The organism is Proteus hauseri (genome assembly GCF_040139125.1).
Classification (GTDB): Bacteria; Pseudomonadota; Gammaproteobacteria; order Enterobacterales; family Enterobacteriaceae; genus Proteus; species Proteus hauseri_B.
The window spans coordinates 110,519-134,093 of record NZ_JBEEUB010000010.1; the positions used below are offsets into that span (position 1 = coordinate 110,519).

Consider the following 23,575-nt stretch of genomic DNA (forward strand, 5'->3'; position numbering starts at 1 on the left):
TATCAGATGAGAAAGTACTTATCGCAACTTTGGATCATGTTGCTATTGATGTTTGTGAGTATCAACAGCTTTGCTGCTGATCCACTATGGCAAGTACTGCCTGATAGCATTGAAAAGAGTGAAAGTGATCCTCGGCAATATCAAGCTATTAAATTGCCAAATGAGATGACTGTATTACTTGTTTCTGATGAAAAAGCGGTGAAGTCGCTAACCGCCGTTTCTCTCCCTGTCGGAGCATTAGAAGATCCTGATAGTCAACAAGGTTTGGCTCACTACCTTGAACATATGGTATTGATGGGTTCGGCAAAATATCCTCAATCTGGCAGCATGTCGGAGTTTTTGCAAAAAAATGGTGGTTCTCATAATGCAAGTACTACAACTTATCGAACTGCATTTTATTTAGAAGTTGAAAATAGTGCGATTAATGAAGCCGTAGATCGCCTCGCTGATGCGTTAGCAAGCCCGTTACTTGATCCTAAAAATGCAGATCGTGAACGTAATGCGGTAAATGCCGAACTGACTATGGCGCGTTCTCGTGATGGTATGCGTTTTTGGCAAGTAAGATCTGAAACACTCAATCCAGCGCATCCAAGCTCGCGTTTTATGGGCGGAAATTTAGAAACGCTAAGTGATAAACCCAATAGTAAGTTACAAGATGAATTACAAAAATTCTATCAAACTCACTATTCTGGCAATCTGATGAATGGTGTTATCTATAGTAAAAAACCACTTAATGAATTAGCTCAGTTAGCATCAGACACATTTGCACGTATTCCTAATAAACAAGCTAAAACACCCGTCACAACAGTACCTGCAATGACAGAAAAAGAGAAAGGGCTAATGATCCACCTAGTTCCTGCTCAACCACAAAAGACCTTACAAATTGAGTTTGGTATTGATAATAATGTTGCTGATTTTCGTAGTAAAACAGATCAATACATCGGTTATTTAATTGGTAATCGTAGCCCAGGTACATTGGCTGATTGGTTACAAAAACAGGGTTTGGCGGAAAATATTAGCGCATTTTCAGAGCCTTATATTGATCGTAATCAGGGCTCATTTACGTTGTCTGTTTCATTAACAGACAAAGGGTTAGCGCAAAAAGATAGAGTGATTGCGGCGATATTCTCTTATTTACGGTTAATGCAAAATGAAGGTATTAGTCAGCGTTACTTTGATGAAATTGCAAATGTTTTAAATCTCTCATTTCGTTATGGTTCGATAGTCAGAGATATGAATTACATTGAAGATCTCTCAGATATGATGCTGCGCTATCCAATTAAAAATATTCTTAATGCAGATTATCTTGCCGATAATTATGAACCATCGGCTATTCAGTCTCGACTAGAAGCTATGACGCCAGAAAATGCACGTATTTGGGTTATTAGTCCAAATGAGCCTTCAAATAAACAAGCCTATTTTGTTAATGCCCCTTATCAAGTTGATAAATTAACGGAAAAACAGTTCAAAACATGGCAAACATTAGCTGACGATATCAAGTTATCAATGCCAGTATTGAATCCGTATATTCCTGATAATCTTTCTCTTATTGATGCAGATAGCAAAATAACTAAACCACAGCTTTTGTGGCAAGATAACAGCGCTCGTCTATTTTATATGCCATCACACTATTTCTCTGATGAACCTAAAGCGAGTGTGACATTAAGCCTTGTTAATAAAAAATCAGATATCACAGTAAAACAACAGGTTATACAGACACTAACTGATTATCTTGCTGGATTATCGTTAAGTGAGCTCTCTTATCAGGCTTCTGTTGCAGGAATGAATATCTCAGCATCGTCTGGTCAAGGTATTGATTTTTCAATGAATGGCTATACTCAGCATCTACCTGAGTTAGTCAATGCCACGTTGAAAAGCTATATGACATTTACATCAACACAAGAAGAGTTGGATCAAGCTAAATCTTGGTATCGCGAACAACTCGAAATTACGCATAACTTAAAAGCATTTGAAGCTGCAATGCTTCCTGCTCGTCGTTTAAACACCATTCCTTATTATGAAGAAGCTGACAAACTTAAAGCACTAGAGTCTATTACATTAAAAGATATTAGTGATAATCGACGCGAAGTAATTGAAAGTGCAGCACTACAAGCATTAGTTATTGGTAACTTAACACCAGAACAGAGTAGTGAGATTGTTAAATCAGCCCATGCATTGCTAGGAAATAAAGGCACCGAGTATTGGATTGGTGAAACGCTAGTGTTTAAGCAATTAAATGCAGTAGAGTTCCAAAATAAATCTAATAGTACCGATAATGCGTTAGGTGAACTGTTTATCCCCGTTGGTTATGATCGCCTTGAAGGTCATGCTATCTCTTCTGTTTTAGCCTCAGTGATTAAGCCTTGGTTTTATGATCAACTCAGAACTGAAGAGCAACTAGGCTATGCGGTTTTTGCTTACCAAGCCGCAATGGGGCAGCAATCAGGATTAGGTTTCTTACTGCAAAGTAATGCTAAAGCGCCAGTTTATTTAAATGAACGTTATCAAGCATTTTATCAGCAAGCCTATGAACGCTTGAAAAAAATGAGTGATGCAGAGTTTAACCAATATAAACAAGCGCTCATTACGGAGCTTAAGCAACCACCTCAAACCTTCTATGAAGAAGTATCTCTTTATCGTAATGATTTTTATCGTAACAACATTAAATTCAATGAGCGCGAAAAAGTATTGGCTGAATTTAATAAAGTGACCTTAAAACAAGCTATTGAGTTTTATGAAAAAGCAGTAATAAAACCCACTGGATTTGTATTTGTTTCACAAGTTATTGGTAAAGATGGCAATAATGCAGATTATGCACAAAATAAACAGTGGAAACGTTATTCGACAGTCAGTGAGTTACAAAAAACGTTACCTGTTGAGGAAATTAAAGAGTGAGTGAAGTGATACAGGCTCAGCCGTTAAATCCATTTACACTTCCTTTGTATCAGCGACGCCTTATTGAGGCGTCGGCTGGAACAGGTAAAACCTATACAATAGGATTGTTGTATTTACGATTACTGCTTGGACTTGGTGGCGATAGCGCTTTCCATAGACCCTTGAGTGTTGAAGAGATTTTAGTGGTGACATTTACGGAGGCAGCAACGGATGAATTACGTGCTCGTATTCGTAGTAATATTCATGAATTAAGGCTTGCCTGTATCCGCAATGATATTAAAAGCAATAACGATGCTTATAATGAGCTGTTAAAACAGATCAATAATAAAGAGTTAGCAGCACAATGGCTGTTAGAAGCCGAGCGGCAAATGGATGAAGCCGCTATTTACACTATTCACGGTTTTTGTCAGCGTATGCTGGCAAATAATGCATTTGAATCTGGAGTACTGTTTGAACAAGTACTGATTCAAGATGAGTATGAGCTGAAAAAGCGTGTTTGTGCTGACTTTTGGCGGCGTCATTGTTACCCGCTCTCTTATGATGTTGCAAGTGCAGTTAATGAGATTTGGACGGGACCTGAACAGCTACTTTATGAAATTCAGCCCTATTTACAAGGTGAGATGCCTGAAATACAAGGTGTTGGGTTAGATGCAGAAAAAGAGTCAGTTGAGCAGCGCCATCAAACTGTTATCAATGCAATCAATAAAGTAAAACAGCGTTGGTGTGAACATCATAATGAGGTTGAAGCATGGATAACCGCTTCTGGTGTTGATAAACGCAGCTATAGCAGTCGTAATCTTCCTAAATGGATTGAAGAGATAACGCTATGGGCATCGACAGCTGAAACTAAAAGCTACTTATTGCCTGATTGTTTAGTGCGTTTTTCTCAAGAAATGCTAAATGAAAAAGCATCAAAAGGTCCTGCGCCAGAGCATATTCTTTTTACTGAAATTGAAGCGCTTTGCAAACAGAGTTTAACCTTACGTGATGTGATTTTAGCGAATGCAATTCCTGAAATTCGCCAAGGTATTGAAAGTGAAAAACTACGCCGTGGGGAAATGGGATTTGATGATTTACTCACTCGTTTAGATCAAGCATTAAGGCGAGATGGCGGTGATGCTCTTGCTCAAGCCATTCGCCAACGTTATCCCGTCGCCATGATTGATGAATTCCAAGATACCGATCCTCAACAATATCGAATTTTTAACGCTATTTATCGTGATCATGAAGATAGCGGTTTATTGTTTATTGGTGATCCTAAACAGGCAATCTATGCATTTCGTGGCGCGGATATTTTTACTTATATTCAAGCCAGACAACAAACTTCACATCACTATACGCTTAATACTAACTGGCGTTCAGCACCCGGTATGGTAAATGCCGTTAATAACCTGTTTTCGCGTTCAAAAGCCCCTTTTTTATTTACTCATATCCCTTTTATCCAAGTCAGTTCTGCTGAAAAAAACCAAAATATGGCGTTTGTTTATCACGATAAACCCGTCGCTCCTTTTAATTTTTGGCTTGTTGATGGCGATAGCATTTCAACAGGAAACTATGAGCAAATAATGGCAACACAGTGTGCTGCACAAATTCGTGATTGGTTATCAGCAGGTGCACAAGAGCAAGCTTGTTTAGTTCGTAATGGTAAAAAAACAGCCGTTACTTCTTCTGACATTATGGTGTTAGTGCGTAGCCGTAGAGAAGCACTATTAATTCGTGATGCACTTAATCTTTTGTCTATTCAATCTGTTTTCTTATCCAATCGTGAAAGTGTATTTGAGACCAATGAAGCCAAAGATTTACTTTGGTTATTACAAGCAGTTGTAACGCCTGAAAAAGAGCGTGTATTAAGAGCTTCTCTTGCGAGTGCTTTGTTTGGATTCAGTGCAAAACAGATTGATGAGCTTAATCTTGATGAACAACGTTGGAACCGTTATGTAGAGCAATTTGCAGACTATTTTTTATTATGGCAAAAACGGGGCGTTCTTCCTATGTTGCGTAAAGTCATGATAGATAATCATATTGCAGAGAACTTACTGGCAAGTGTTGATGGTGAGCGGCGTTTAACTGATATCATGCATATTGGTGAGTTATTACAAGAAACGGCATTGTTGCTTGATAGCGAACATGGGCTTATTCGCTGGTTGGCACAACAAATATCTCATCCCGATGCTCAATCAGAAAGCCAACAGATGAGATTGGAAAGCGACCGCAATCTTGTTCGAATTTGTACTATTCATAAATCTAAAGGGCTTGAATATCCTATTGTTTGCCTTCCTTTCGCTTGTAATTATCAGGAACAAAAGGGTGCGCTTTACCACGATAGAGAAAAGTTTCACGCTAAATTAGATATTTTTAATCGACCAGAAAGCTTACGTTTGGCAGATGAAGAGCGGCTTGCTGAAGATTTACGACTACTCTATGTTGCATTAACTCGTTCTGAATTCTGCTGTTATGTTGGTATTGCACCTTTAGTAAAAGGTAATCGGCGTAAATCAGGGCTGACAGATCTGCATAAAAATGCGCTGGGCTATCTGCTACAACATGGCAAAGAGGGCGATAGCGAATTATTGCATCAATCTATTAATGAACTACTCGATGACAATATTAGTGTGATAACACTTGAAGATGTTCCTATGCATCGCTACCAGCCACTACTCACACCTGAAATAAAATTAGAAGCCGCTCTATTTAACCGAAAAATACAAGATAACTGGCGTATAACCAGTTATTCAGGTTTAACCTATCAACACTCAAGCCGTGGTTTTCAGTATGAAAATGGTGATATTGAGGCGCTAGTTCAATCTATAGCACCAGGATTAGATACCGATGCTAAAGGCGAAAAAGCGGTGGTGGAGACACAAACCACATCCATTCACCATTTTCCAAGAGGTGCGGTTGCAGGTACGTTTTTGCATGAGTTACTTGAAGTGCTCGATTTCTCTCAGCCTATCGATGAAATATGGATGCAAGCGCAATTAACCACTCAAGGGTTTGATGAAAAATGGGCTGTGCTCTTAGTCGAGTGGATGGAAACGCTATTCCATACACCATTAAATTCACAAGGGCTATGTCTTGCTAATATCCCTCAAAATCAGCAGCTTGATGAGTTACAATTTTATATTCCGATAGAAAAAGAGATGTCATCGGCAACATTAACGACCTTAATTAACCAATACGATCCGTTATCAGTTCAGTGTTCAGCACTTCAGTTTCAACAAGTGCAAGGCATGTTAAAAGGATTTATCGATTTGGTCTTTTTATGGGAAGGTAAATATTATGTGGTTGACTATAAATCGAATTGGTTAGGTGAATCGAGTGAAGATTACACTCAAGAAGCAATGGCAAATGCGATGATGGACCACCGCTATGACTTACAATATCAGCTTTACACCTTAGCGTTGCACCGTTTCTTGCAGCAACGTATTCCTGACTACGACTATAAGCAACATTTTGGTGGTATTTACTATCTCTTTTTACGTGGTATTGATGCACAACATCCCGGAAATGGGGTCTATGCTTTCTTACCAGAAGAAGACTTTGTATTGGCGCTTGATGCTTTATTTAAAGGTGAAGATATTACAAGTAGTAGTGAAATAACGAGTGAGAAAGACGCATGATTAAATTATTAGAACAAGCCATCACTCAAAATCTATTACGTCCGTTAGATGTGCGTTTTGCTCAAATGTTGGTGGACGATAACAACCCTATTTTACTGTTTGTTTTTGCCTACTTAAGTGGACAAACTGGTGCTGGACATGTCTGTTTACCTTTAAATATTTTACAGCAAGAAAAATTATTCGATGGTAGACAACCCGAATTATCACAGGCTATTTGGCACAAGATGGCGTTATCTTCGCCACAACAGTTAGTTGATGAGTTAACAAATAGTAGCTGTGTTAGTGATGGCAAAAATAGCTCAGCGCCTATTATTCTAGATAATGGGCTGCTTTATCTACAAAGAATGTGGAGTTATGAAGAACGCGTTGCTAATTTTTTTAGCGCTGATAACCCCAAAGTTGATATTGATAACCAAGCGTTAATTGATGTTTTAAATAAATTATTTCCAGCATCTGATACAACTACAGAGACGGATTGGCAAAAAATAGCCGCAGCGGTTGCCATTACTAGCCCAATCTCGGTGATATCAGGTGGTCCAGGAACAGGTAAAACAACGACGGTTGCAAAAATTCTAGCCGCTTTTGTCATGTTAACAGCGCAAGAAAAACCGATTATTCAACTGGCAGCACCAACAGGGAAAGCCGCAGCTCGACTGACGGAGTCATTAGGTAAAGCACTGGCACAAATCTCTTTAAGCGATGAAGAGAAAAAATGGATGCCAGAGCAAGCTCAGACTATTCATCGTTTACTTGGTGCACAGCCTGAAAGTCAGCAAGTGCGTTATCATCATGATAATCCCTTACAGTTAGATATTTTAGTGGTCGATGAAGCCTCTATGGTGGATTTGCCGATGATGGCAAAGTTAATTGATGCACTGCCAGCTCGGTGCCATGTGATTTTTTTAGGTGATAAAGATCAGCTCGCATCTGTAGAAGCTGGAGCAGTGCTTGGTGATATCTGCCGTTTTGCAGATGACGGTTTTAGTCAGCATCGATTTAATCAAATAAATGCGTTAACGCAAGGTGAGCTAAATAAATCAATACCTTCCATTCCCGTTTCACAAACACCCGTTGCAGTAGTGAGTGATTCTCTTTGTTTATTACGTAAAAGTTATCGCTTCGGCGCTAATTCGGGTATTGGTCAGTTAGCTTTTGCCGTAAACAAAGGGCAAACCAAGGTTGCTATAAATCTACTTAATGATGCAAAAGTAGCAGCAGTACAAAATGAATCACATATAGCCATTGAGCCTAAAGATGTTGATTTTATCCCCTTAGATTCTGACGATAATTATGGAAAAATGCTGCAAGATGCCGCCACTGCTTATCATCACTATTTATCATTAGTATCAAAAGGTGCATCACCAGATATTATCCTTAATGCCTTTAACCAATTTCGCCTATTGTGTGCATTAAGAGAAGGGCCTTTTGGTGTGACTGGATTAAATGAACGTATTGAAATGTTATTGCATCGTCAGCGTTTTATCCGTCGCCCTGCAAGTAGTTATCAACGAGAATATATTGGTCGACCTGTTATGATCCAGCGAAATGACAGTACGTTAGGACTATTTAATGGTGATATTGGAATTATGCTTAATAACGATGAAGGCGAGATGAAAGCATTTTTTCAGTTACCTGATGGAAAACTAAAAGCCATTCAACCAAGTCGATTACCGCAACATGAAACGGCTTATGTAATGACCGTGCATAAATCACAGGGGTCTGAATTTACGCATACAGCATTAGTATTACCCAATCAGTTCTCACCGGTTGTGAGTCGTGAACTACTCTATACCGCATTGACTCGTGCAAAACAAAAACTCTCTCTTTATGCCTCTGAATATATGGTAAAAATGGCAATTCAAACGCGGATCCAACGTCGAAGTGGTTTAGTAGAAAAATTACGATATTAGGCACAATAAAATAATGGATACAAAAAAGACAGGTACTGAGAGGAATACCTGTCTTTTTTTGTTTTATTCTAGCTAAAAAGCATCGTTACTCTTTATGCAGATCTAAGATCAAAATTTTAGAGCGTCGTTGATAGTTGTATAACGCCTGTTTTTCTATAGGTAGCTTATCTATTTCAGCGGGTTCAAATCCTTTTTCTTGAAACCAATGAATGCTACGTGTGGTTAAAACAAAGAGTTTCTCTAAACCTATCTGTTTAGCGTGTGCTGAAATACGTTGTAGCAATACCTCGCCACGACAAGAGCTACGATAGTCAGGATGAACCGCAACACATGCCATTTCACCAATTTTTTCGGATTGATAAGGATAGAGTGCAGCGCAAGCTATCGTAAGGTTATCGCGCTCAATAATGGTAAATTGGTCAATCTCCATTTCAAGTTGTTCTCTTGAACGACGAACCAGAATGCCTTGTTGCTCTAAAGGTCGAATAAGTTCGAGAATACCGCCAATGTCATTAATATTGGCTCTACGCACTTTCTCAGCGCTTTCCATTACAATTTGGGTACCAATACCATCACGAGAGAATAGCTCTTGAATTAATGCACCGTTAGATTGATAACTTAAAAGGTGACTACGTTCTACACCTCGACGACAGGCTTTTACTGCACCGCGTAAAAACCTAACTGTACCAGAGTGATAATCGCCTTCTGTTTGTAACTCTCGAATTTTATCTTCGGCTTGATTAGGTAAAAGCTCAGAAAGAATATAACCATTTTCATCAACAACACCTTGAAAAGAACAAAAACCAATAAGCTTTTGTGCTTTCAGTTTTATGGCTAATTGAGTGGCAACCTCTTCTGAGGTTAAATTAAAGCTTTCACCTGTGACAGAAACGGCGACAGGACCAATTAACACGATGGCATTACTATCTAATTGACGATGAATGGCCTCTTCATCGATACGACGGATCTTACCGCTATGACAATAATCAACGCCATCATCAACCCCTAAAGGTTGCGCGATGACAAAATTACCACTAACAACATTAATATGCGCACCTTGTAATGGTGTATTGCTTAAACTCATTGATAAGCGTGCCGTGATATCAAGTTGTAATGTTCCTGCTGCTTGTTTTACGATTTCGAGTGTTTTGCTATCCGTTATTCGAGTGTATTTATGGTAAAGCGGCGTATATTTGTGCACTTCAAGTGCTGAGTCAATTTGTGGTCTTGCACCGTAAACAACCACAAGGCGGATACCTAAACTATGTAATAACCCAATATCATTGATGATAGATGGAAAATTTTCGTGAGCGATTGCTTCGCCACCCAACATAATGACAAAGGTTTTGCCTCTATGTGCATTAATATACGGAACCGAGTGGCGGAATCCATCGACCAATTCGGTGCTGCGCTCTTTCATAAAACCCTCTCAACTGAATTTTTATTCGCATTTATTGTATTTTTATTCTTTTTGGAGAGGAATGGCAAGTAAAATCCTATCTTATTGTTTTAGCTAAAGGCAGAATATTTGTGTAAATGTGTGTATTTGTGCTGTTTTTAAGTGACAGTGATGAGTGGATTGGGTAAAGTTTTTCGTTCGCAGTCTGTTTTATATCTCTTTTATAGTATTTATTGGCGTTAATTGTTTTCTTGGAATATTTTCATGAGTCATTCAGAGCATAATCAAACACGTCGTCGCCTTGTTAAAGGGATTGGCGCGTTACTGTTATTAAGTGTCAGTCCTGTTGGTTTAGCCGCATCTGCATCTGTTGTTGCAGTAAGGGTTTGGCCTGCCTCGACTTATACTCGTGTGACAATAGAATCGGGTACTCCATTAAAATATCGCCAGTTTGCACTGTCAAATCCTGAGCGAGTTGTCGTGGATTTAGAAGGCATTCAGCTTAATAGTGTTTTAAAAGGAGTGGCTAACCAAGTTCAAACTAGCGACCCTTATTTAAAACTTATTCGTGTTGGTCAAAATACGCCAAAAACGGTTCGGCTTGTATTTGAAGTAAAAACACCAGTTCAACCTCAAATGTTTACGCTAAAGCCCGTCGCTGAATTTAAAAACCGCTTGGTATTAGATTTCTACCCAAGCAATGGGGCTTCAGATATAGAAGACGATCCGTTATTAGCACTGTTACGTGAATATAACGATGGCGATTTGCAACAAGCAGTTCCTGCACAAACGGATACTCGTAAACCCGGTAGAGCAGGGCGAGATAGACCTATTATTATCATGATCGATCCAGGGCATGGTGGTGAAGATCCAGGTGCTATCGGTAAATATAAAACTCGCGAAAAAGATGTTGTTTTACAAATTGCTCGCCGGTTAAGAACACTTATCGATAAAGATGCGAAAATGAAAGCGTATATGACTCGTAATGAAGATGTGTTTATTCCATTAACAGTTCGAGTTGCTAAAGCGAGAAAAATGCAGGCCGATCTTTTTGTTTCTATTCATGCGGATGCTTTCACTGATCGTTCAGCAAGAGGCTCATCCGTTTTTGCATTATCAAAAAATGGTGCAACAAGTAATACGGCGCGTTATCTTGCACAAACACAGAATGAGTCTGACTTAATCGGTGGGGTTAGTAAAAGTGGCGACCGTTATGTTGATCATGCGATGCTTGATTTGGTACAAACAGCGACTATTAATGACAGTTTGAAATTTGGCAGCGAAGTACTCAAATTATTAGGTGGAATTAATAAACTCCATAAAAATAAAGTAGATCAAGCCGGATTTGCTGTACTAAAAGCGCCAGAGATCCCCTCTATTCTCGTTGAAACCGCATTTATTAGTAATATTGAAGAAGAGAAAAAGCTAAAAACAGCTAAATTCCAACAGCAAATGGCTGAATCTATCTTTAAAGGGATCAAAGCTTATTTTGCTAATGGTGGTGAGTTAACTTTAGCTGAGCGTTAATTCATATTTCTATTACCAATACAAATCTAACAGTAGGGAGTATAACCAATGCTTTCTACTGGCTATTATATTGATAATCTTAAATATTATTTATTCTGGCTTTAAATGGAATTGGCAGATTAGAAAACTTGAAGGTTAAAATCTTTCTTTAATTTAATGAAGATATTTGATGGTAATAAAAGAGATTGGCTATTGAGAAATGAGTGAGGATTTATAAAAAAAATTGGTTGCGGGAGCTGGATTTGAACCAACGACCTTCGGGTTATGAGCCCGACGAGCTACCATACTGCTCCATCCCGCGACTGAATTGTTATCTATAGAATTGGTTGCGGGAGCTGGATTTGAACCAACGACCTTCGGGTTATGAGCCCGACGAGCTACCATGCTGCTCCATCCCGCGACTGATTACTATAAACTTTTACTGCCTTTACTGCTTTGTGAATTGGTTGCGGGGGCCAGATTTGAACTGACGACCTTCGGGTTATGAGCCCGACGAGCTACCATGCTGCTCCACCCCGCGTCTCCACAGAGGGGCACTATACTCAGGATCTGCTGAGTTGCAAGTTTTTTATGAAATTTTTATGTTTTTCTTTTAAAAACGGTCAGAAATAATACATCAAGATGTAATTTTAGTCAGTTGTACTTGTAGGTTGAATTTTAATTTCATTAATAATAAGAAAAATATCTCAAGTGTTTGTCTATCCATATCTTTATTGATTTGGCTTTGGTATCTTTCTAGCTTCAAATACAATATTTAGTAATAAGCAGGCAATATAAAATGTTTACTTGGCGAAAATCATTAATCTTAGGCATGTTGATGTTTGCCCTGACAGGATGTCATCGTCCAACAGATTTAGGGCAACAATATAAAGATGGAAAACTTAAACAAGATCTTATTGAAGTAAATACGCCAAATACGCAAGGTACGCCTATCAATGGACCTGATTATCTTCAGCAAGTGAATCAGATAAATCAAACCTCATCTCGTTTATACAACAGTAATAAAGAAACTTTCCAAGCAATAGAAAATTGGTTACGTGCTGGGGCAGATACTCGTCAATTACGTCAATTTAATTTGTCTGCTTTTCAAATGGAAGGGGTTGATAACTACGGTAACGTCCAATTCACTGGCTATTACACTCCTGTACTTGAAGCTCGTTTAACTCAGCAAGGTGATTTCCAATATCCACTTTATCGAATGCCTACAAATAGCCGCTCAAAATTACCGTCTCGTGCTGCTATCTATAATGGCGCACTAAACCAATCACTTATCGCGGCTTATAGTAATTCCATTATGGATAACTTTATGATGGAAGTTCAAGGAAGCGGTTATGTTGATTTTGGTGATGGTAAACCATTAACGTTCTTTGGTTATGCAGGCAAAAATGGGCATCCTTATCGCAGTATTGGTAAAGTATTAATCGATAACGGTGAAGTCGATAGAAAAGATATGTCGATGTTAGCTATTCGCGAATGGGCAGATAAACACAATGATGTTGAAGTAAGAAAACTGCTAGAAGAAAACCCCTCTTTTGTTTTTTTCAAACCAGAACCTTTTACGCCAGTACGTGGTGCAAGTGCAATTCCTTTAATTGCAAAAGCCTCTGTGGCATCAGATAGAAGCATTATTCCACCAGGAACAGTATTACTTGCAGAAATTCCGGTGTTAGATAATACAGGGAAATTTACAGGCGAATACCAAATGCGTTTAATGGTGGCATTAGATGTGGGTGGTGCGATAAAAGGGCATCACTTTGATATTTACCACGGAATTGGTAAAGAAGCCGGACAAATGGCTGGTTTCTATAATCATTATGGTCGTGTATGGGTGTTAAAAAAGTCACAACTTAACTTACTGAATCCTGCGCAATAAAACGATTTACTATCCAACTCACCACGATTAACGGTAAAATTACTGAAACGACATGGCTATTGATAACAATAGCCATGATTACTTCTGTTATTTAGGTTGTTATACCATTATGCAAAATTTATTATCAGACTCTTATTTACAACGTTTTTCTGGCATAGGGCGCCTTTATGGACAACAAGCGCTCTCTTACTTTGCTCAAGCGCATATCTGTGTTGTCGGTATTGGCGGGGTAGGTAGTTGGGCAGCAGAAGCGTTAGCGCGTAGTGGTATTGGCGCAATTACATTGATTGATATGGATGATGTATGTGTGACGAACACCAATAGGCAGATCCACGCTTTAAAAGAGAGTGTAGGGCAGCCTAAATGTGAAGTAATGAAACAGCGTATTCTTGAGATCAATCCAGAATGTAAAGTCACAAGTGTCGATGATTTTGTTTCAGTTGATAATGTATCTGAAATGATGAGTAAAGAGTTTGATTATGTGATTGATGCTATTGACAGTGTTCGTCCTAAAGCAGCGCTATTAGCCTATTGCCGCCGTTATAAAATCCCAGTAATTACGACAGGTGGTGCCGGTGGACAAATCGATCCTACACAAATTCAAGTGGTTGATTTAGCAAAAACAATCCAAGATCCATTAGCCGCAAAATTACGTGAACGCCTGAAATCAGATTTTAATGTAGTTAAAAATAGCAAAGGTAAGCTGGGAATAGATTGTGTATTTTCAACGGAACAACTTGTTTATCCACAAGCAGATGGCACAGTGTGTGCGGCTAAAAGTACTGCAGATGGTGTAAAACGAATGGATTGTTCGGCAGGATTTGGTGCGGTAACAATGGTAACCGCATCGTTTGGTTTTATTGCGGTGTCTCATGCATTGAAGAAGATGTTAGCAAAGGCTCAACGTACTCGCCATACTTCAAGTTGTAGCGTTGTTGACGGCGTTCATTCACACTAGTCACATACTATTGTATGCTCCTAGCGACTCATTCACTTGTCGCCTAGCTACATCTTGAATTATTTAGAGTATTTACTCGTCATACTTCAAGTTGTAGCGTTGTTGACGGCGCTCATTCGCACAAGTCACATACTATTGTATGCTCCTAGTGACTCATTCACTTGTCGCCTAGCTACACCTTGAATTATTTAGAGTATTTACTCGTCATCCTTCAAATTGTAGCGTTATTGGCTGCGCTCATTCTAGCTACATCTTGAATTATTTAGAGTATATATTTGGAGTGTGAATTAAGGTTAGGATTGAGAGGTGAGTAATTTCAATCGTGTGATAATCGCATTCACTCCGTCAGTACGAGATTGGCTAATTTGATTTGCTAATCCAAGTTGCTCAAAAATAGCTAACATATCAATGTCAGCTATTTCTTGTGCGGTTTTATTTTCTACAGCGGTCAGAATAACGGCAAGTAAGCCTTTCACAATGCGTCCATCACTATCACCATAAATGTGATAATTACCTTCTTGGTTTAATTCAACACCTAACCAAACACGGTTTTCACAACCTTTAATTTCTCTTTCTGCTGTTTTTAATGAATCAGGTAGCGCGGGTAGTTTACGAGCAAGTTGAATTAACTGGCGATATTTATCTTCCCATGCGCGAGATTTTTGAAACTCAATCAGAAGTGAATCTAAGGTAATTTCATCGCCAAAAGGGTGAGTTGTTATTGGGTTTTGTGTGTTGTCACTCATTTTATCATTATTCATCTTTTAATAGTGTTAGTGCAAAATCGACAGCATTAATAAATGCATCAATATCTGCTGGCTGATTATAAGGCATAAAAGAGATGCGTAAACAGCCCGTGATATTTAAGGCATCGATAAGCGGTTGTGCGCAGTGTTGACCTGTTCGTAGGGCAATACCTTTTTCAGCAATTAACATAGCTAAATCGCTATGGTGAACATCTTTAAAATTAAAAGACACAACGGGTGAATCAGGCGCTCGATAACTCATAAATCCATTAAATTCGTTAAGCCGTTTTTCAGCTTTAATAGCAAGCTCAAGAGCATATTGGTTGGCTTGATACATATTTTGTGTTTTTAGCCATGCTAAGGTTGCTGAAAAAGCGAGTACACCGGCAACATTCGGTGTTCCTGCTTCAAAACGATGCGGAATAGGTGCTGGTGTAAAGCCATCGAACGTTGCATTAGTCAGCATTTTACCGCCACCGTGCCAAGGCGACATGGCTTCTAAGTATTCACGCTTTCCATAGCAAACACCTAAACCATTAGGACCATAAAGTTTATGTGCGGAGAAAGCATAAAAATCAATATCCAATGCAGTGACATCTGTAGCATGGTGTGCAATACCTTGTGCACCATCAACAACCAATAAACAGTTGTATTGATGCACACATTGAGAAACTTTATCTAATGCAATTTGAGCCCCTGTTACGTTCGACATTTGGCTGATAGCAACAACGCGAGTGCGCTCATTAAGTAAGTTTGACAATGTTTCAATCGAAGGTAAGAAATTATCTTCAATCTGCCAGCGAATAATATTAGCTCCCGTTTGTTGGGCTAATATTAACCAAGGAATAAGGTTAGCGTGATGCTCTTGCTCACTCACGATGATTTCATCACCAGCTTTTAAACGAGGGCGAAAATAACCCTGAGCAATCAGATTCAAGGATTCGGTTGTTCCTTTTGTCCAGATTATTGTGTCGCTATCAGGGGCATTGATTAATTCACTAACCCGTTGACGTGCAGACTCAAATCGTTGAGTTGTCTCTTGGGCTTGTTGATATTGGCTGCGATGAACAGTTGCGGGGCTATGGCGATAAAAAATATCTGAAGCTTCGGTCATAGCTAAAGGTTTTAAAGCGGTGGCTGCGCTATCAAGATAAATTGTATTTTTCTCAATCGCCGGAAATTGTTGTCGAAATAAATCAGCAGAAAATGTGTTCATAATTATGTTGTGTTAGTTATCAGATAATTTTTATTGATCTGTAGTAAAAGTCTAGTGTGATAGTTCTATAGTTAATTATATTTTTTTATAACGGAAAGCGGTATTTTTTTGCGTGTGGTGCCTGATTGCACAAATGGTAACATGATATAGAAGATGAAAGATCAGGCAATTTGAAATTATGGTGAGCAGTTTTATATCACGTTTTGGTGATTTTTTTATTTATTCAAATTGTTTCAATACTTTTTTTAGCACAATGATAAGAGAATCAGGCTAGATTTTGGATGAAAACGTTGAAATGAAGAGAGTCAAAGGAAAGAAACAGGTAAGAAATAGTGAATAAAAAAAGCACCGCCTTGGCGGTGCACTATAAAATCACTATGGACAGACAGGGTAAATGTACAGGAAGTGAAAAAAAACAGTAGCATCAGCTACCAAGTCTGGAATTTCCAGACAACTTGCAAACACAACATCACAACCACAAAGCCAAAAGTTTTGAAGTATTACTACTCATAACTTTTCGTTCCGGCTTAGGAAGTGCGCTTACTATAGGTATTTACTGGCTAATCATCAAGGGACAATTTATAATGCTTCGCATAAAAAAAACTAATGATGAATGTTAGGATCTACCAACAACCAAAATAAGGGTTTAAGAGCCGAATATGTCTAAACGTTTACCTCCGCTAAATGCGCTTAGGGTTTTTGATTCAGCGGCGCGTCATTTAAGTTTTACTAAAGCAGCAGAAGAATTATTTGTTACTCAGGCTGCGGTTAGCCATCAAATTAAAACGCTAGAAGAATTTCTTGGATTGAAATTATTTAGAAGACGTAATCGCTCCTTATTATTAACAGAAGAAGGGCAGAGTTATTACCTCGATATAAAAGAAATTTTTTCATCAATTAACGAAGCAACTCGCAAATTACTTGCCCGAAGTGCGAAAGGTGCATTAACGGTTAGCCTTTCACCCAGTTTTGCTATTCAATGGTTAGTACCAAGATTATCTGGATTTAATCAGGCATATCCCGGCATTGATGTGCGTATACAAGCAGTTGATAGAGAAGAAGACAAACTTGCTGATGATGTTGATGTTGCCATTTTTTATGGTCGAGGAAATTGGACAGGCTTGCGTACAGACCGACTTTATGCCGAATATTTGATCCCAGTTTGTGCGCCTACTTTGCTAACAGGTGAAAAACCACTAAAAACCCCATCCGATCTGATTTATCATACACTCTTGCATGATACATCTCGCCGAGATTGGCAAGCCTATGTTCGTCAATTAGAGATACAAAATCAGATAAACGTGCAGCAAGGACCTATTTTTAGCCATAGTTCAATGGTTATTCAGGCAGCTGTACATGGACAAGGCGTTGCATTAGTTAATAATGTAATGGCGCGTAGTGAAATTGAATCAGGTCGTTTAGTAAGACCTTTTCAGGATGTGTTAGTCAGCAAAAATGCATTTTATTTAGTTTGCCAAGATAGCCAAGCTGAACTAGGTAAAATTGCTGCTTTTCGCCAATGGATTTTATCACAAGCTGCTAATGAGCAAGAAAAGCTGGGCTTATTGACAACATCTTAATATTTGCTTTGGCAAACACGCTTCTATATAGGAAGGAATGAACTGTGAATAGTCGTACATTGCTTATGTTCTCTGCTATTAGTGGCTTCTTCTATGTCGCCTTTGGTGCATTTGCGACACATAAATTAGCACCACATTTATCACCCCAGCACTGGGATTATATTCAGCTGGCAATGCGTTACCAAATTGTTCACACGCTATTGCTTGTGGGTATTGCTGCCATGTTGATGCGTAAAACCATTTTATGGTTCTATTGGGCTGGTATTTTCTTTAGTGTGGGTATTTTACTTTTCAGCGGTAGCCTTTATTGTATGGCGCTGACACAAGTTAGATTATTATCTTATTTTACGCCAATTGGTGGATTTAGTTTTCTTATCGGTTGGGCATTAATTTTTATTGGCGCTTTGCGTCTAAGGGCACCGGCGTCTCGCCATGAATAAAGTTGCATTATATTGTCGCCAAGGTTTTGAAAAAGAGTGCGCGGCTGAGATAACCGACAAAGCAGGTCAAATTGGCGTTTATGGCTTTCCTCGTGTCAAAGAGGGAAGTGGTTATGTTATTTTTGAATGTTACCAAGAAGGTGATGCAGATAAAATTGCACGCCAAGTCAGTTTTCGCGAACTTATTTTTGCTCGCCAAATGTTTGTAACAGGTGAATTATTAAAAAATTTACCACCAGAAGATAGAATTACACCTATTGTTAGCATGTTACATGGTGGTGCTGAAAAAGCGGGTGAATTACGAGTTGAAGTTGCGGACACCAATGAAAGCAAAGAGCTATTAAAATTCTGCCGTAAATTTACGGTTCCATTACGTAATCGACTACGTAATGAGAAGCTTTTATTAAAAGTAGAGAATTTCAGTAGACCTGTTATTCATGTGTTTTTTATTGCATCAGGTTGTTGCTACGTAGGTTACTCCTATAGTTTTAATAACTCTCCGTTTTATATGGGGATCCCTCGCTTAAAATTCCCATCTGATGCGCCTAGTCGTTCTACGTTAAAACTTGAAGAAGCTTTTCATATCTTTATTCCTTATGAAGAGTGGGAAGAGCGTTTAGCGAGTGGAATGAGAGCGGTTGATTTAGGTGCTTGCCCTGGTGGTTGGACTTATCAGTTAGTAAAAAGAAGCATGATGGTTCACGCTGTTGATAATGGTCCTATGGCTCAGTCTTTAATGGATACAGGGCAAGTTCGTCATCATCAAACTGATGGTTTTAAATTTGAGCCAACTTCAAAGAATAACACATGGCTTGTTTGTGATATGGTTGAAAAACCAGCCAAAGTAGCGGCACTGATGACAACATGGGTAGCAAATGAATGGTGTCGTGAAGCTATTTTTAACTTAAAACTGCCAATGAAAAAACGTTATGAAGAGGTTTCTCATATTCTTGAGAAAATCAAAACAGAGCTGGCTGAAAAAGGCATTAATGCTAAAGTTCAGGCAAAGCACCTTTATCATGATCGCGAAGAGATAACTGTCCATATTCAAAATATTTGGGCTGCATATCGTCCTGAACGTGAGTTTTAGTAGGCAATTACTAATTCTATCTCAATAAGTGAATTAAGTGCTGCCTTTCTATGTAATGTATTTATATAGCACAAGGCAGCATAAAAGAGCGACCTAAGCCTATTGGTCGCTCTTTTATATAAGAAAAATACCCATACCAATCAACTATTAATGTGCGTTAAGCCTAATGCGCAGGATTTAGATCTCATTTGATCATTCAGAGAGAACAGATGCAAAACGAGGAAGCACACTTGATTGAACAAGACATCAAAGTATGCCTTGTCAATTCATTCACCCAGAATAATTCTGGTGGTAACCCTGCTGGCGTGGTTCTTAATCCACCCAATCTGAGTGTGGTACAAAAAATAGCTATTGCGAAGCAAGTGGGATTTTCGGAGACCGCATTTGTCTATGCAGGTGAAGAGACTGATTTTAAGGTGGAATTTTTTACACCTGAAGGCGAAGTCGATTTTTGCGGTCATGCCACATTAGCGGTGTTTTTTACGCTATCTTCACTCGATCTGCTTGCTGATGGTCATTACACACAAAAAACGAAAGCAGGCATCCTAAATGTCGCAATCACGCCCGATGGCGTTGTTATGGATCAAGCCTTACCTATTATGCGTCAAGGACCCGATATCGCAGATGTTGCGCTTGCGCTTGGGATAGGTAGCGAGGTTATTACAGAAACAGATTTGCCAATAGCGATAGTTTCAACAGGATTATCGGATATTCTTGTCCCAGTGCAATCGGGTTATTTAGATGCTCTTCAACCCGATTATAAGGCGATAACAGAACTGAGCCGTAAATTCGACACTATTGGCTTCCACGTTTTTGAACTAAGTAATAGTGGATCTATTACCGCTCACTGTAGAAACTTCGCACCGCTTTATGGCATAGAGGAAGAGTCTGCAACGGGTAGTTCTAGCGGTGCTTTGGGATGTTATTTGGTGGATCATCTTTTATCTAAAAAAAATGACTTTCTGTTAGAACAAGGGCGGGCTATGGGGTGCTCTTCTCTGATTAAAGTGACAATAGATACACAGGCACAGAAGATTAGTCGGGTTAGAGTCGGTGGACAAGCAACCATGATTGGTACAAAAATAATTAGACTTTAAAAAGATAAATTAAATATTCTGCATTCTACCTAACTAAGTCTGTAAGTCAGGAAAAAGGCTTTAAGAAGTAAGCTGGGTGTTTAACTATTTACATACCCAGCTTTTTTTATCTTTACGATTTCAATTTTTTACTATTTTAAGCGCAATTGCTGAAGATTACCGTTTAGATGAATATCTGTGCGTAATGTGGTTATTTCTCGGCTGATAAAAGCGGCTTCTTTATGAGTAATTAACTTGTTTTGCCATTTTTTAGGCACGCTATCAATATGTTGATAAAGCGACTCTAAATCAGGATAAGTTTGTAAAAGCTCTGTCGCACTTTTAGGACCAATACCTGCAACACCCGAAACTTTACTGCTACTAACTCCGGTTAGTCCCCAATAATTTGTTAGTTGAGATGGTTCAACACCAAATTCGGCACGAATAAAATCAAGATCTAGCCAGCGGCGTTGAAAATAGTCACGAATACGAATAGAAGGGGAGAGTAACTGGCAATAGCCTTTGTCAGTAGAAATAATAGTGACGCGATAGCCTGCTTTAGCCACCTTACTTGCAAGGGTCGCGGCAACATCATCGGCTTCATCTCCACCAGAATGCCAACTCTGTATACCAATATTTAGCAACATCGTCTTGATATCAGGTAACAGCTGACGTAAATCATCAGGCATTGGCGTGCGACCAGCTTTATATTCAGGAAGTAACTGATGCCGCCAACTACCATCTCTATCATCTTCATCAAATACAGCAACGGCATGAGTGGGTTGTGTGTGACCAATAAGTTGATTAACACTTTGCTCACACACCGTAAGGCAGGAAGGACCTGATGCCGCATGAATGCGGCGGATCAGGTTTAAAGCATCAATAATCAGCAAATGTATCATAATAAATTAGCTAATTATCTCATAACAAGGTTGGTAAGCTGTGCCACCCGGTAATTTCATACGGTGTTGCTCAACAAAGCCTGCTAATAAAATATCCATACGGCGCATAATATCGCTATCACCATGGATTTTATAAGGACCATGCGCTTCTATCGCTTTCATGCCAACTTCTTTAACGTTACCAGCAACAATACCTGAGAAAGCACGACGTAAATCAGCGGCCAATTTTTCAGGTGATTGATCAGTGCTTAAATTCAGTGATGCCATATTTTCATGCGTTGGTTCAAAAGGATGCTGTAAATCAGCATTAATCTTCATTGACCAGTTAAAACTATAAGCATCACCTGTACTACGGCGATTATCTTTTACCAATGGCATATATTTTTTCATGATGCGAGCAACTTCAGGAGCATCATCAATAATAATTTGATAATGACGTCTTGCTTCATCACCTAATGTATTGGCAATAAAATCATCGAGTACATGGAAGTAATCAGCACTCTCTTTAGGTCCTGTTAAAATCAGAGGTAATACTTGATCCTGATTTTCTGGAGACATCAAAATACCAAGAAGATATAACAACTCTTCAGCGGTACCAACACCACCAGGGAAAATAATAATACCATGTCCAATACGAACGAATGATTCCAGACGTTTTTCAATATCTGGCATAATAATCAGTTCGTTAACTAATGGATTTGGTGGCTCCGCTGCAATAATGGAAGGTTCTGTCATACCAATAAAACGACTATTTCTGTAACGTTGCTGTGCATGACCTACCGCGGCACCCTTCATTGGTGCTTCCATAGCACCTGGTCCGCAGCCAGTACAAATATTTAGCTCACGTAAACCTAATTCATTACCTACTTTTCTGCCATAAAGGTACTCTGTTTCATTAATAGAGTGACCACCCCAGCAAACAATCATATTGGGATCTTCATCAATATGGAGTGCTCTTGCGTTACGCAAAATAGAGAAAATGGTATTAGTGATATGGGTGCTATTTTCTAAGTTCAAGTGAAGATCACGTTTTGCGGTGGTGATTTGCCCGTGAACAAATAAAATATCGCGTAGCACTGCAAATAGGTTTGCTTGCAGTGAACGAATAATTTTTCCGTCAACAAAAGCGTCTTCAGGAGGGTTGACTAACTCTAGTTTAACGCCACGCTCGCGGCGCAATACGTTAATATCAAAATCTTGGTATTTAGATAACAGTTCTTTACTACTATCAGTAAGGCTACCAGAGTTGAGTACGGCAAGAGAACAGTTACGAAATAGCTGATAAAGATCGCTACTCGCTGTTCTTTTTAGCATATCAACTTCTAGCTGTGAAAGCAGATCCATGGAACCTAATGGGCTGACATGAGTTATCACGTAGGACTCCTTTTTCTCCCAAAATAACAAACTGAAGTGCAAACTGATCTTTGTATAACACAGATCATATCAACATACAGGCATTATTCCTGTTATTGTCTGGCTAATCGATGATTTTCTGGAACAAACTCACAATTACTACGCCAAGGATTGATATCTAATCCACCGCGGCGTGTATATCTTGCATATACAGTTAATGTTTTTGGTGAACATAACTGCATAATATCATTAAAAATTCTTTCAACACACTGTTCATGAAATTCGTTATGTTGTCTAAAAGAAACTAAGTAACGAAGTAGTTTTTCACGGTCAATTTTTTTGCCTTTATATTGGATCATAACGGATCCCCAATCAGGTTGATTGGTAATAAGACAATTTGATTTTAGCAGATGGCTGACTAACGTTTCTTCAACAAGAATATCTGTTGTTGATTGATTTAACCATTGGCTATCGAATTGATAATTATCGACTTCGATATTTTGGTTATCAATACACTCTCCCGCAAAATCAGCAATAGGTTGTGATGTAAAATGCGAAAGAGGATAAAGCGTCAGATTAACCTTACCTTTAGCACAGGTTGTTAAATCTTGAAGTAATGTTTTTTCAACCGTTTCCCAGCTATCAAATCGAGTTTGGTTAAAACTGTTGAGATAAAGTTTAAAACTTTTTGACTCAATAAGATTCTCGCTTGTTGCGGCTAACTCAACATACCCGATAGCAACTTGAGGCAACCCTTTGTTATTTAGCCAAGAGAGTTCGTAAAGCGTCCAAATATCACCACCATGAAAAGGTAAATTTTCTGCATTAAGCGATAAAGCATCACGATTAAGGCGACGAGGAACGCCCTGTAATAACTCTGCATTATACTGTTCGTGATATTGTGTCTCTTTGCCTAATGATAATGATGCGAGAGTTTTATCTCCCTGATATAAAGACATAATTGGCTTCCTAACTGGTCAAAATATGAAA

Annotated in this window: 16 protein-coding genes and 3 tRNA genes; 10 read left to right on the forward strand and 9 right to left on the reverse strand. The window is 38.9% G+C overall.

The genetic code is table 11. The features are described from left to right. The first annotated feature begins 6 nt into the window (after positions 1-6). From ptrA to recD, 3 genes are read left to right on the forward strand one after another with little or no spacing between them, the layout of a single operon-like run. Positions 7-2,895 (forward strand): pitrilysin, encoded by a 2,889-nt coding sequence (ptrA, locus tag ABN099_RS15830; protein WP_349465087.1) that lies wholly within the window; start codon positions 7-9, stop codon positions 2,893-2,895. After that, a complete protein-coding gene (gene recB / locus ABN099_RS15835; RefSeq protein ID WP_349465089.1) occupies positions 2,892-6,515 on the forward strand; it encodes an exodeoxyribonuclease V subunit beta in 3,624 nt (1,207 codons plus the stop codon). Before ptrA ends, recB begins: the two co-directional genes overlap by 4 nt. Continuing rightward, a complete protein-coding gene (gene recD / locus ABN099_RS15840) occupies positions 6,512-8,425 on the forward strand; it encodes an exodeoxyribonuclease V subunit alpha (protein WP_349465090.1) in 1,914 nt (637 codons plus the stop codon). The genes recB and recD overlap by 4 nt, the downstream gene beginning before the upstream one ends. Before the next feature lie 85 nt (positions 8,426-8,510). Here the strand turns inward: recD and argA are convergent, their stop codons facing one another. Further along, the gene (argA, locus tag ABN099_RS15845; protein ID WP_349465092.1) at positions 8,511-9,845 is read right to left on the reverse strand and encodes an amino-acid N-acetyltransferase; all 1,335 of its coding nucleotides are present in this window, start codon (positions 9,843-9,845) and stop codon (positions 8,511-8,513) included. A 243-nt stretch (positions 9,846-10,088) separates the two neighbouring features. On the opposite strand from argA, the gene amiC reads away from it, so the two are divergent. After that, entirely contained in the window at positions 10,089-11,351 is a 1,263-nt protein-coding gene (gene amiC, locus ABN099_RS15850) for an N-acetylmuramoyl-L-alanine amidase AmiC (RefSeq protein ID WP_349465094.1), read from the forward strand. A gap of 224 nt (positions 11,352-11,575) precedes the next feature. Here the strand turns inward: amiC and ABN099_RS15855 are convergent. The 3 genes from ABN099_RS15855 to ABN099_RS15865 all read right to left on the reverse strand — a co-directional run bounded on the left by ABN099_RS15855 (position 11,576) and on the right by ABN099_RS15865 (position 11,871). Beyond that, positions 11,576-11,652, reverse strand: a tRNA-Met gene (locus tag ABN099_RS15855). Positions 11,653-11,674: 22 nt separating this feature from the next. Next, positions 11,675-11,751: transfer RNA gene (locus ABN099_RS15860), tRNA-Met, on the reverse strand. Between the two features lie 43 nt (positions 11,752-11,794). Continuing rightward, positions 11,795-11,871: transfer RNA gene (locus ABN099_RS15865), tRNA-Met, on the reverse strand. Between the two features lie 258 nt (positions 11,872-12,129). Between ABN099_RS15865 and mltA the strand changes: the two genes are divergently transcribed. Together mltA and tcdA are read left to right on the forward strand one after the other, a co-directional pair. Further along, positions 12,130-13,224 carry a murein transglycosylase A gene (gene mltA / locus ABN099_RS15870; RefSeq protein ID WP_349465096.1) on the forward strand — a complete coding sequence of 365 codons (1,095 nt, stop codon included), beginning with the start codon at positions 12,130-12,132 and terminating at the stop codon, positions 13,222-13,224. 109 nt (positions 13,225-13,333) lie between these two features. Continuing rightward, positions 13,334-14,182, forward strand: a complete 849-nt coding sequence (gene tcdA / locus ABN099_RS15875) for a tRNA cyclic N6-threonylcarbamoyladenosine(37) synthase TcdA (protein ID WP_349465193.1) — start codon at positions 13,334-13,336, stop codon at positions 14,180-14,182. Positions 14,183-14,475: 293 nt separating this feature from the next. Here tcdA and csdE read toward each other — a convergent pair whose 3' ends face one another. Both csdE and csdA read right to left on the reverse strand, forming a co-directional pair. Next, a complete protein-coding gene (gene csdE / locus ABN099_RS15880; RefSeq protein WP_349465098.1) occupies positions 14,476-14,928 on the reverse strand; it encodes a cysteine desulfurase sulfur acceptor subunit CsdE in 453 nt (150 codons plus the stop codon). 7 nt (positions 14,929-14,935) lie between these two features. Beyond that, positions 14,936-16,144, reverse strand: a complete 1,209-nt coding sequence (gene csdA, locus ABN099_RS15885) for a cysteine desulfurase CsdA (protein ID WP_349465100.1) — start codon at positions 16,142-16,144, stop codon at positions 14,936-14,938. Positions 16,145-16,803: 659 nt separating this feature from the next. Between csdA and ABN099_RS15890 the strand changes: the two genes are divergently transcribed. From ABN099_RS15890 to ABN099_RS15905, 4 genes are all read left to right on the forward strand, one after another. Beyond that, positions 16,804-17,724 carry a transcriptional regulator GcvA gene (locus ABN099_RS15890; RefSeq protein WP_349465102.1) on the forward strand — a complete coding sequence of 307 codons (921 nt, stop codon included), beginning with the start codon at positions 16,804-16,806 and terminating at the stop codon, positions 17,722-17,724. Positions 17,725-17,768: 44 nt separating this feature from the next. Continuing rightward, entirely contained in the window at positions 17,769-18,164 is a 396-nt protein-coding gene (locus tag ABN099_RS15895; protein ID WP_349465104.1) for a DUF423 domain-containing protein, read from the forward strand. Beyond that, the gene (gene rlmM, locus ABN099_RS15900; RefSeq protein ID WP_349465106.1) at positions 18,157-19,254 is read left to right on the forward strand and encodes a 23S rRNA (cytidine(2498)-2'-O)-methyltransferase RlmM; all 1,098 of its coding nucleotides are present in this window, start codon (positions 18,157-18,159) and stop codon (positions 19,252-19,254) included. The genes ABN099_RS15895 and rlmM overlap by 8 nt, the downstream gene beginning before the upstream one ends. 209 nt (positions 19,255-19,463) lie before the next feature. Further along, positions 19,464-20,351 (forward strand): PhzF family phenazine biosynthesis protein, encoded by an 888-nt coding sequence (locus ABN099_RS15905; RefSeq protein ID WP_349465108.1) that lies wholly within the window; start codon positions 19,464-19,466, stop codon positions 20,349-20,351. 131 nt (positions 20,352-20,482) lie between these two features. Here the strand turns inward: ABN099_RS15905 and xni are convergent, their stop codons facing one another. The 3 genes from xni to queF form a co-directional block, all read right to left on the reverse strand. Continuing rightward, positions 20,483-21,232, reverse strand: a complete 750-nt coding sequence (xni, locus tag ABN099_RS15910; RefSeq protein WP_349465110.1) for a flap endonuclease Xni — start codon at positions 21,230-21,232, stop codon at positions 20,483-20,485. Positions 21,233-21,238: 6 nt separating this feature from the next. After that, positions 21,239-22,606, reverse strand: coding sequence for a nucleotide 5'-monophosphate nucleosidase PpnN (ppnN, locus tag ABN099_RS15915; RefSeq protein WP_349465112.1), 1,368 nt, complete (start codon positions 22,604-22,606; stop codon positions 21,239-21,241). A gap of 92 nt (positions 22,607-22,698) precedes the next feature. Next, positions 22,699-23,544: an NADPH-dependent 7-cyano-7-deazaguanine reductase QueF gene (gene queF, locus ABN099_RS15920; protein WP_349465114.1), complete on the reverse strand. Its 846-nt coding sequence runs from the start codon at positions 23,542-23,544 to the stop codon at positions 22,699-22,701. Positions 23,545-23,575: the final 31 nt, after the last annotated feature.

What these genes read in the sequence shown, in the direction of transcription:
- ptrA (WP_349465087.1), top strand. Translation starts at nt 7, where the DNA reads ATGAGAAAGTACTTATCGCAACTTTGGATCATGTTGCTATTGATGTTT.
- recD (WP_349465090.1), top strand. Translation starts at nt 6,512, where the DNA reads ATGATTAAATTATTAGAACAAGCCATCACTCAAAATCTATTACGTCCG.
- argA (WP_349465092.1), bottom strand. Translation starts at nt 9,845, where the DNA reads ATGAAAGAGCGCAGCACCGAATTGGTCGATGGATTCCGCCACTCGGTT.
- amiC (WP_349465094.1), top strand. Translation starts at nt 10,089, where the DNA reads ATGAGTCATTCAGAGCATAATCAAACACGTCGTCGCCTTGTTAAAGGG.
- mltA (WP_349465096.1), top strand. Translation starts at nt 12,130, where the DNA reads ATGTTTACTTGGCGAAAATCATTAATCTTAGGCATGTTGATGTTTGCC.
- tcdA (WP_349465193.1), top strand. Translation starts at nt 13,334, where the DNA reads ATGCAAAATTTATTATCAGACTCTTATTTACAACGTTTTTCTGGCATA.
- csdE (WP_349465098.1), bottom strand. Translation starts at nt 14,928, where the DNA reads ATGAGTGACAACACACAAAACCCAATAACAACTCACCCTTTTGGCGAT.
- csdA (WP_349465100.1), bottom strand. Translation starts at nt 16,144, where the DNA reads ATGAACACATTTTCTGCTGATTTATTTCGACAACAATTTCCGGCGATT.
- ABN099_RS15890 (WP_349465102.1), top strand. Translation starts at nt 16,804, where the DNA reads ATGTCTAAACGTTTACCTCCGCTAAATGCGCTTAGGGTTTTTGATTCA.
- rlmM (WP_349465106.1), top strand. Translation starts at nt 18,157, where the DNA reads ATGAATAAAGTTGCATTATATTGTCGCCAAGGTTTTGAAAAAGAGTGC.
- ABN099_RS15905 (WP_349465108.1), top strand. Translation starts at nt 19,464, where the DNA reads ATGCAAAACGAGGAAGCACACTTGATTGAACAAGACATCAAAGTATGC.
- xni (WP_349465110.1), bottom strand. Translation starts at nt 21,232, where the DNA reads ATGATACATTTGCTGATTATTGATGCTTTAAACCTGATCCGCCGCATT.
- queF (WP_349465114.1), bottom strand. Translation starts at nt 23,544, where the DNA reads ATGTCTTTATATCAGGGAGATAAAACTCTCGCATCATTATCATTAGGC.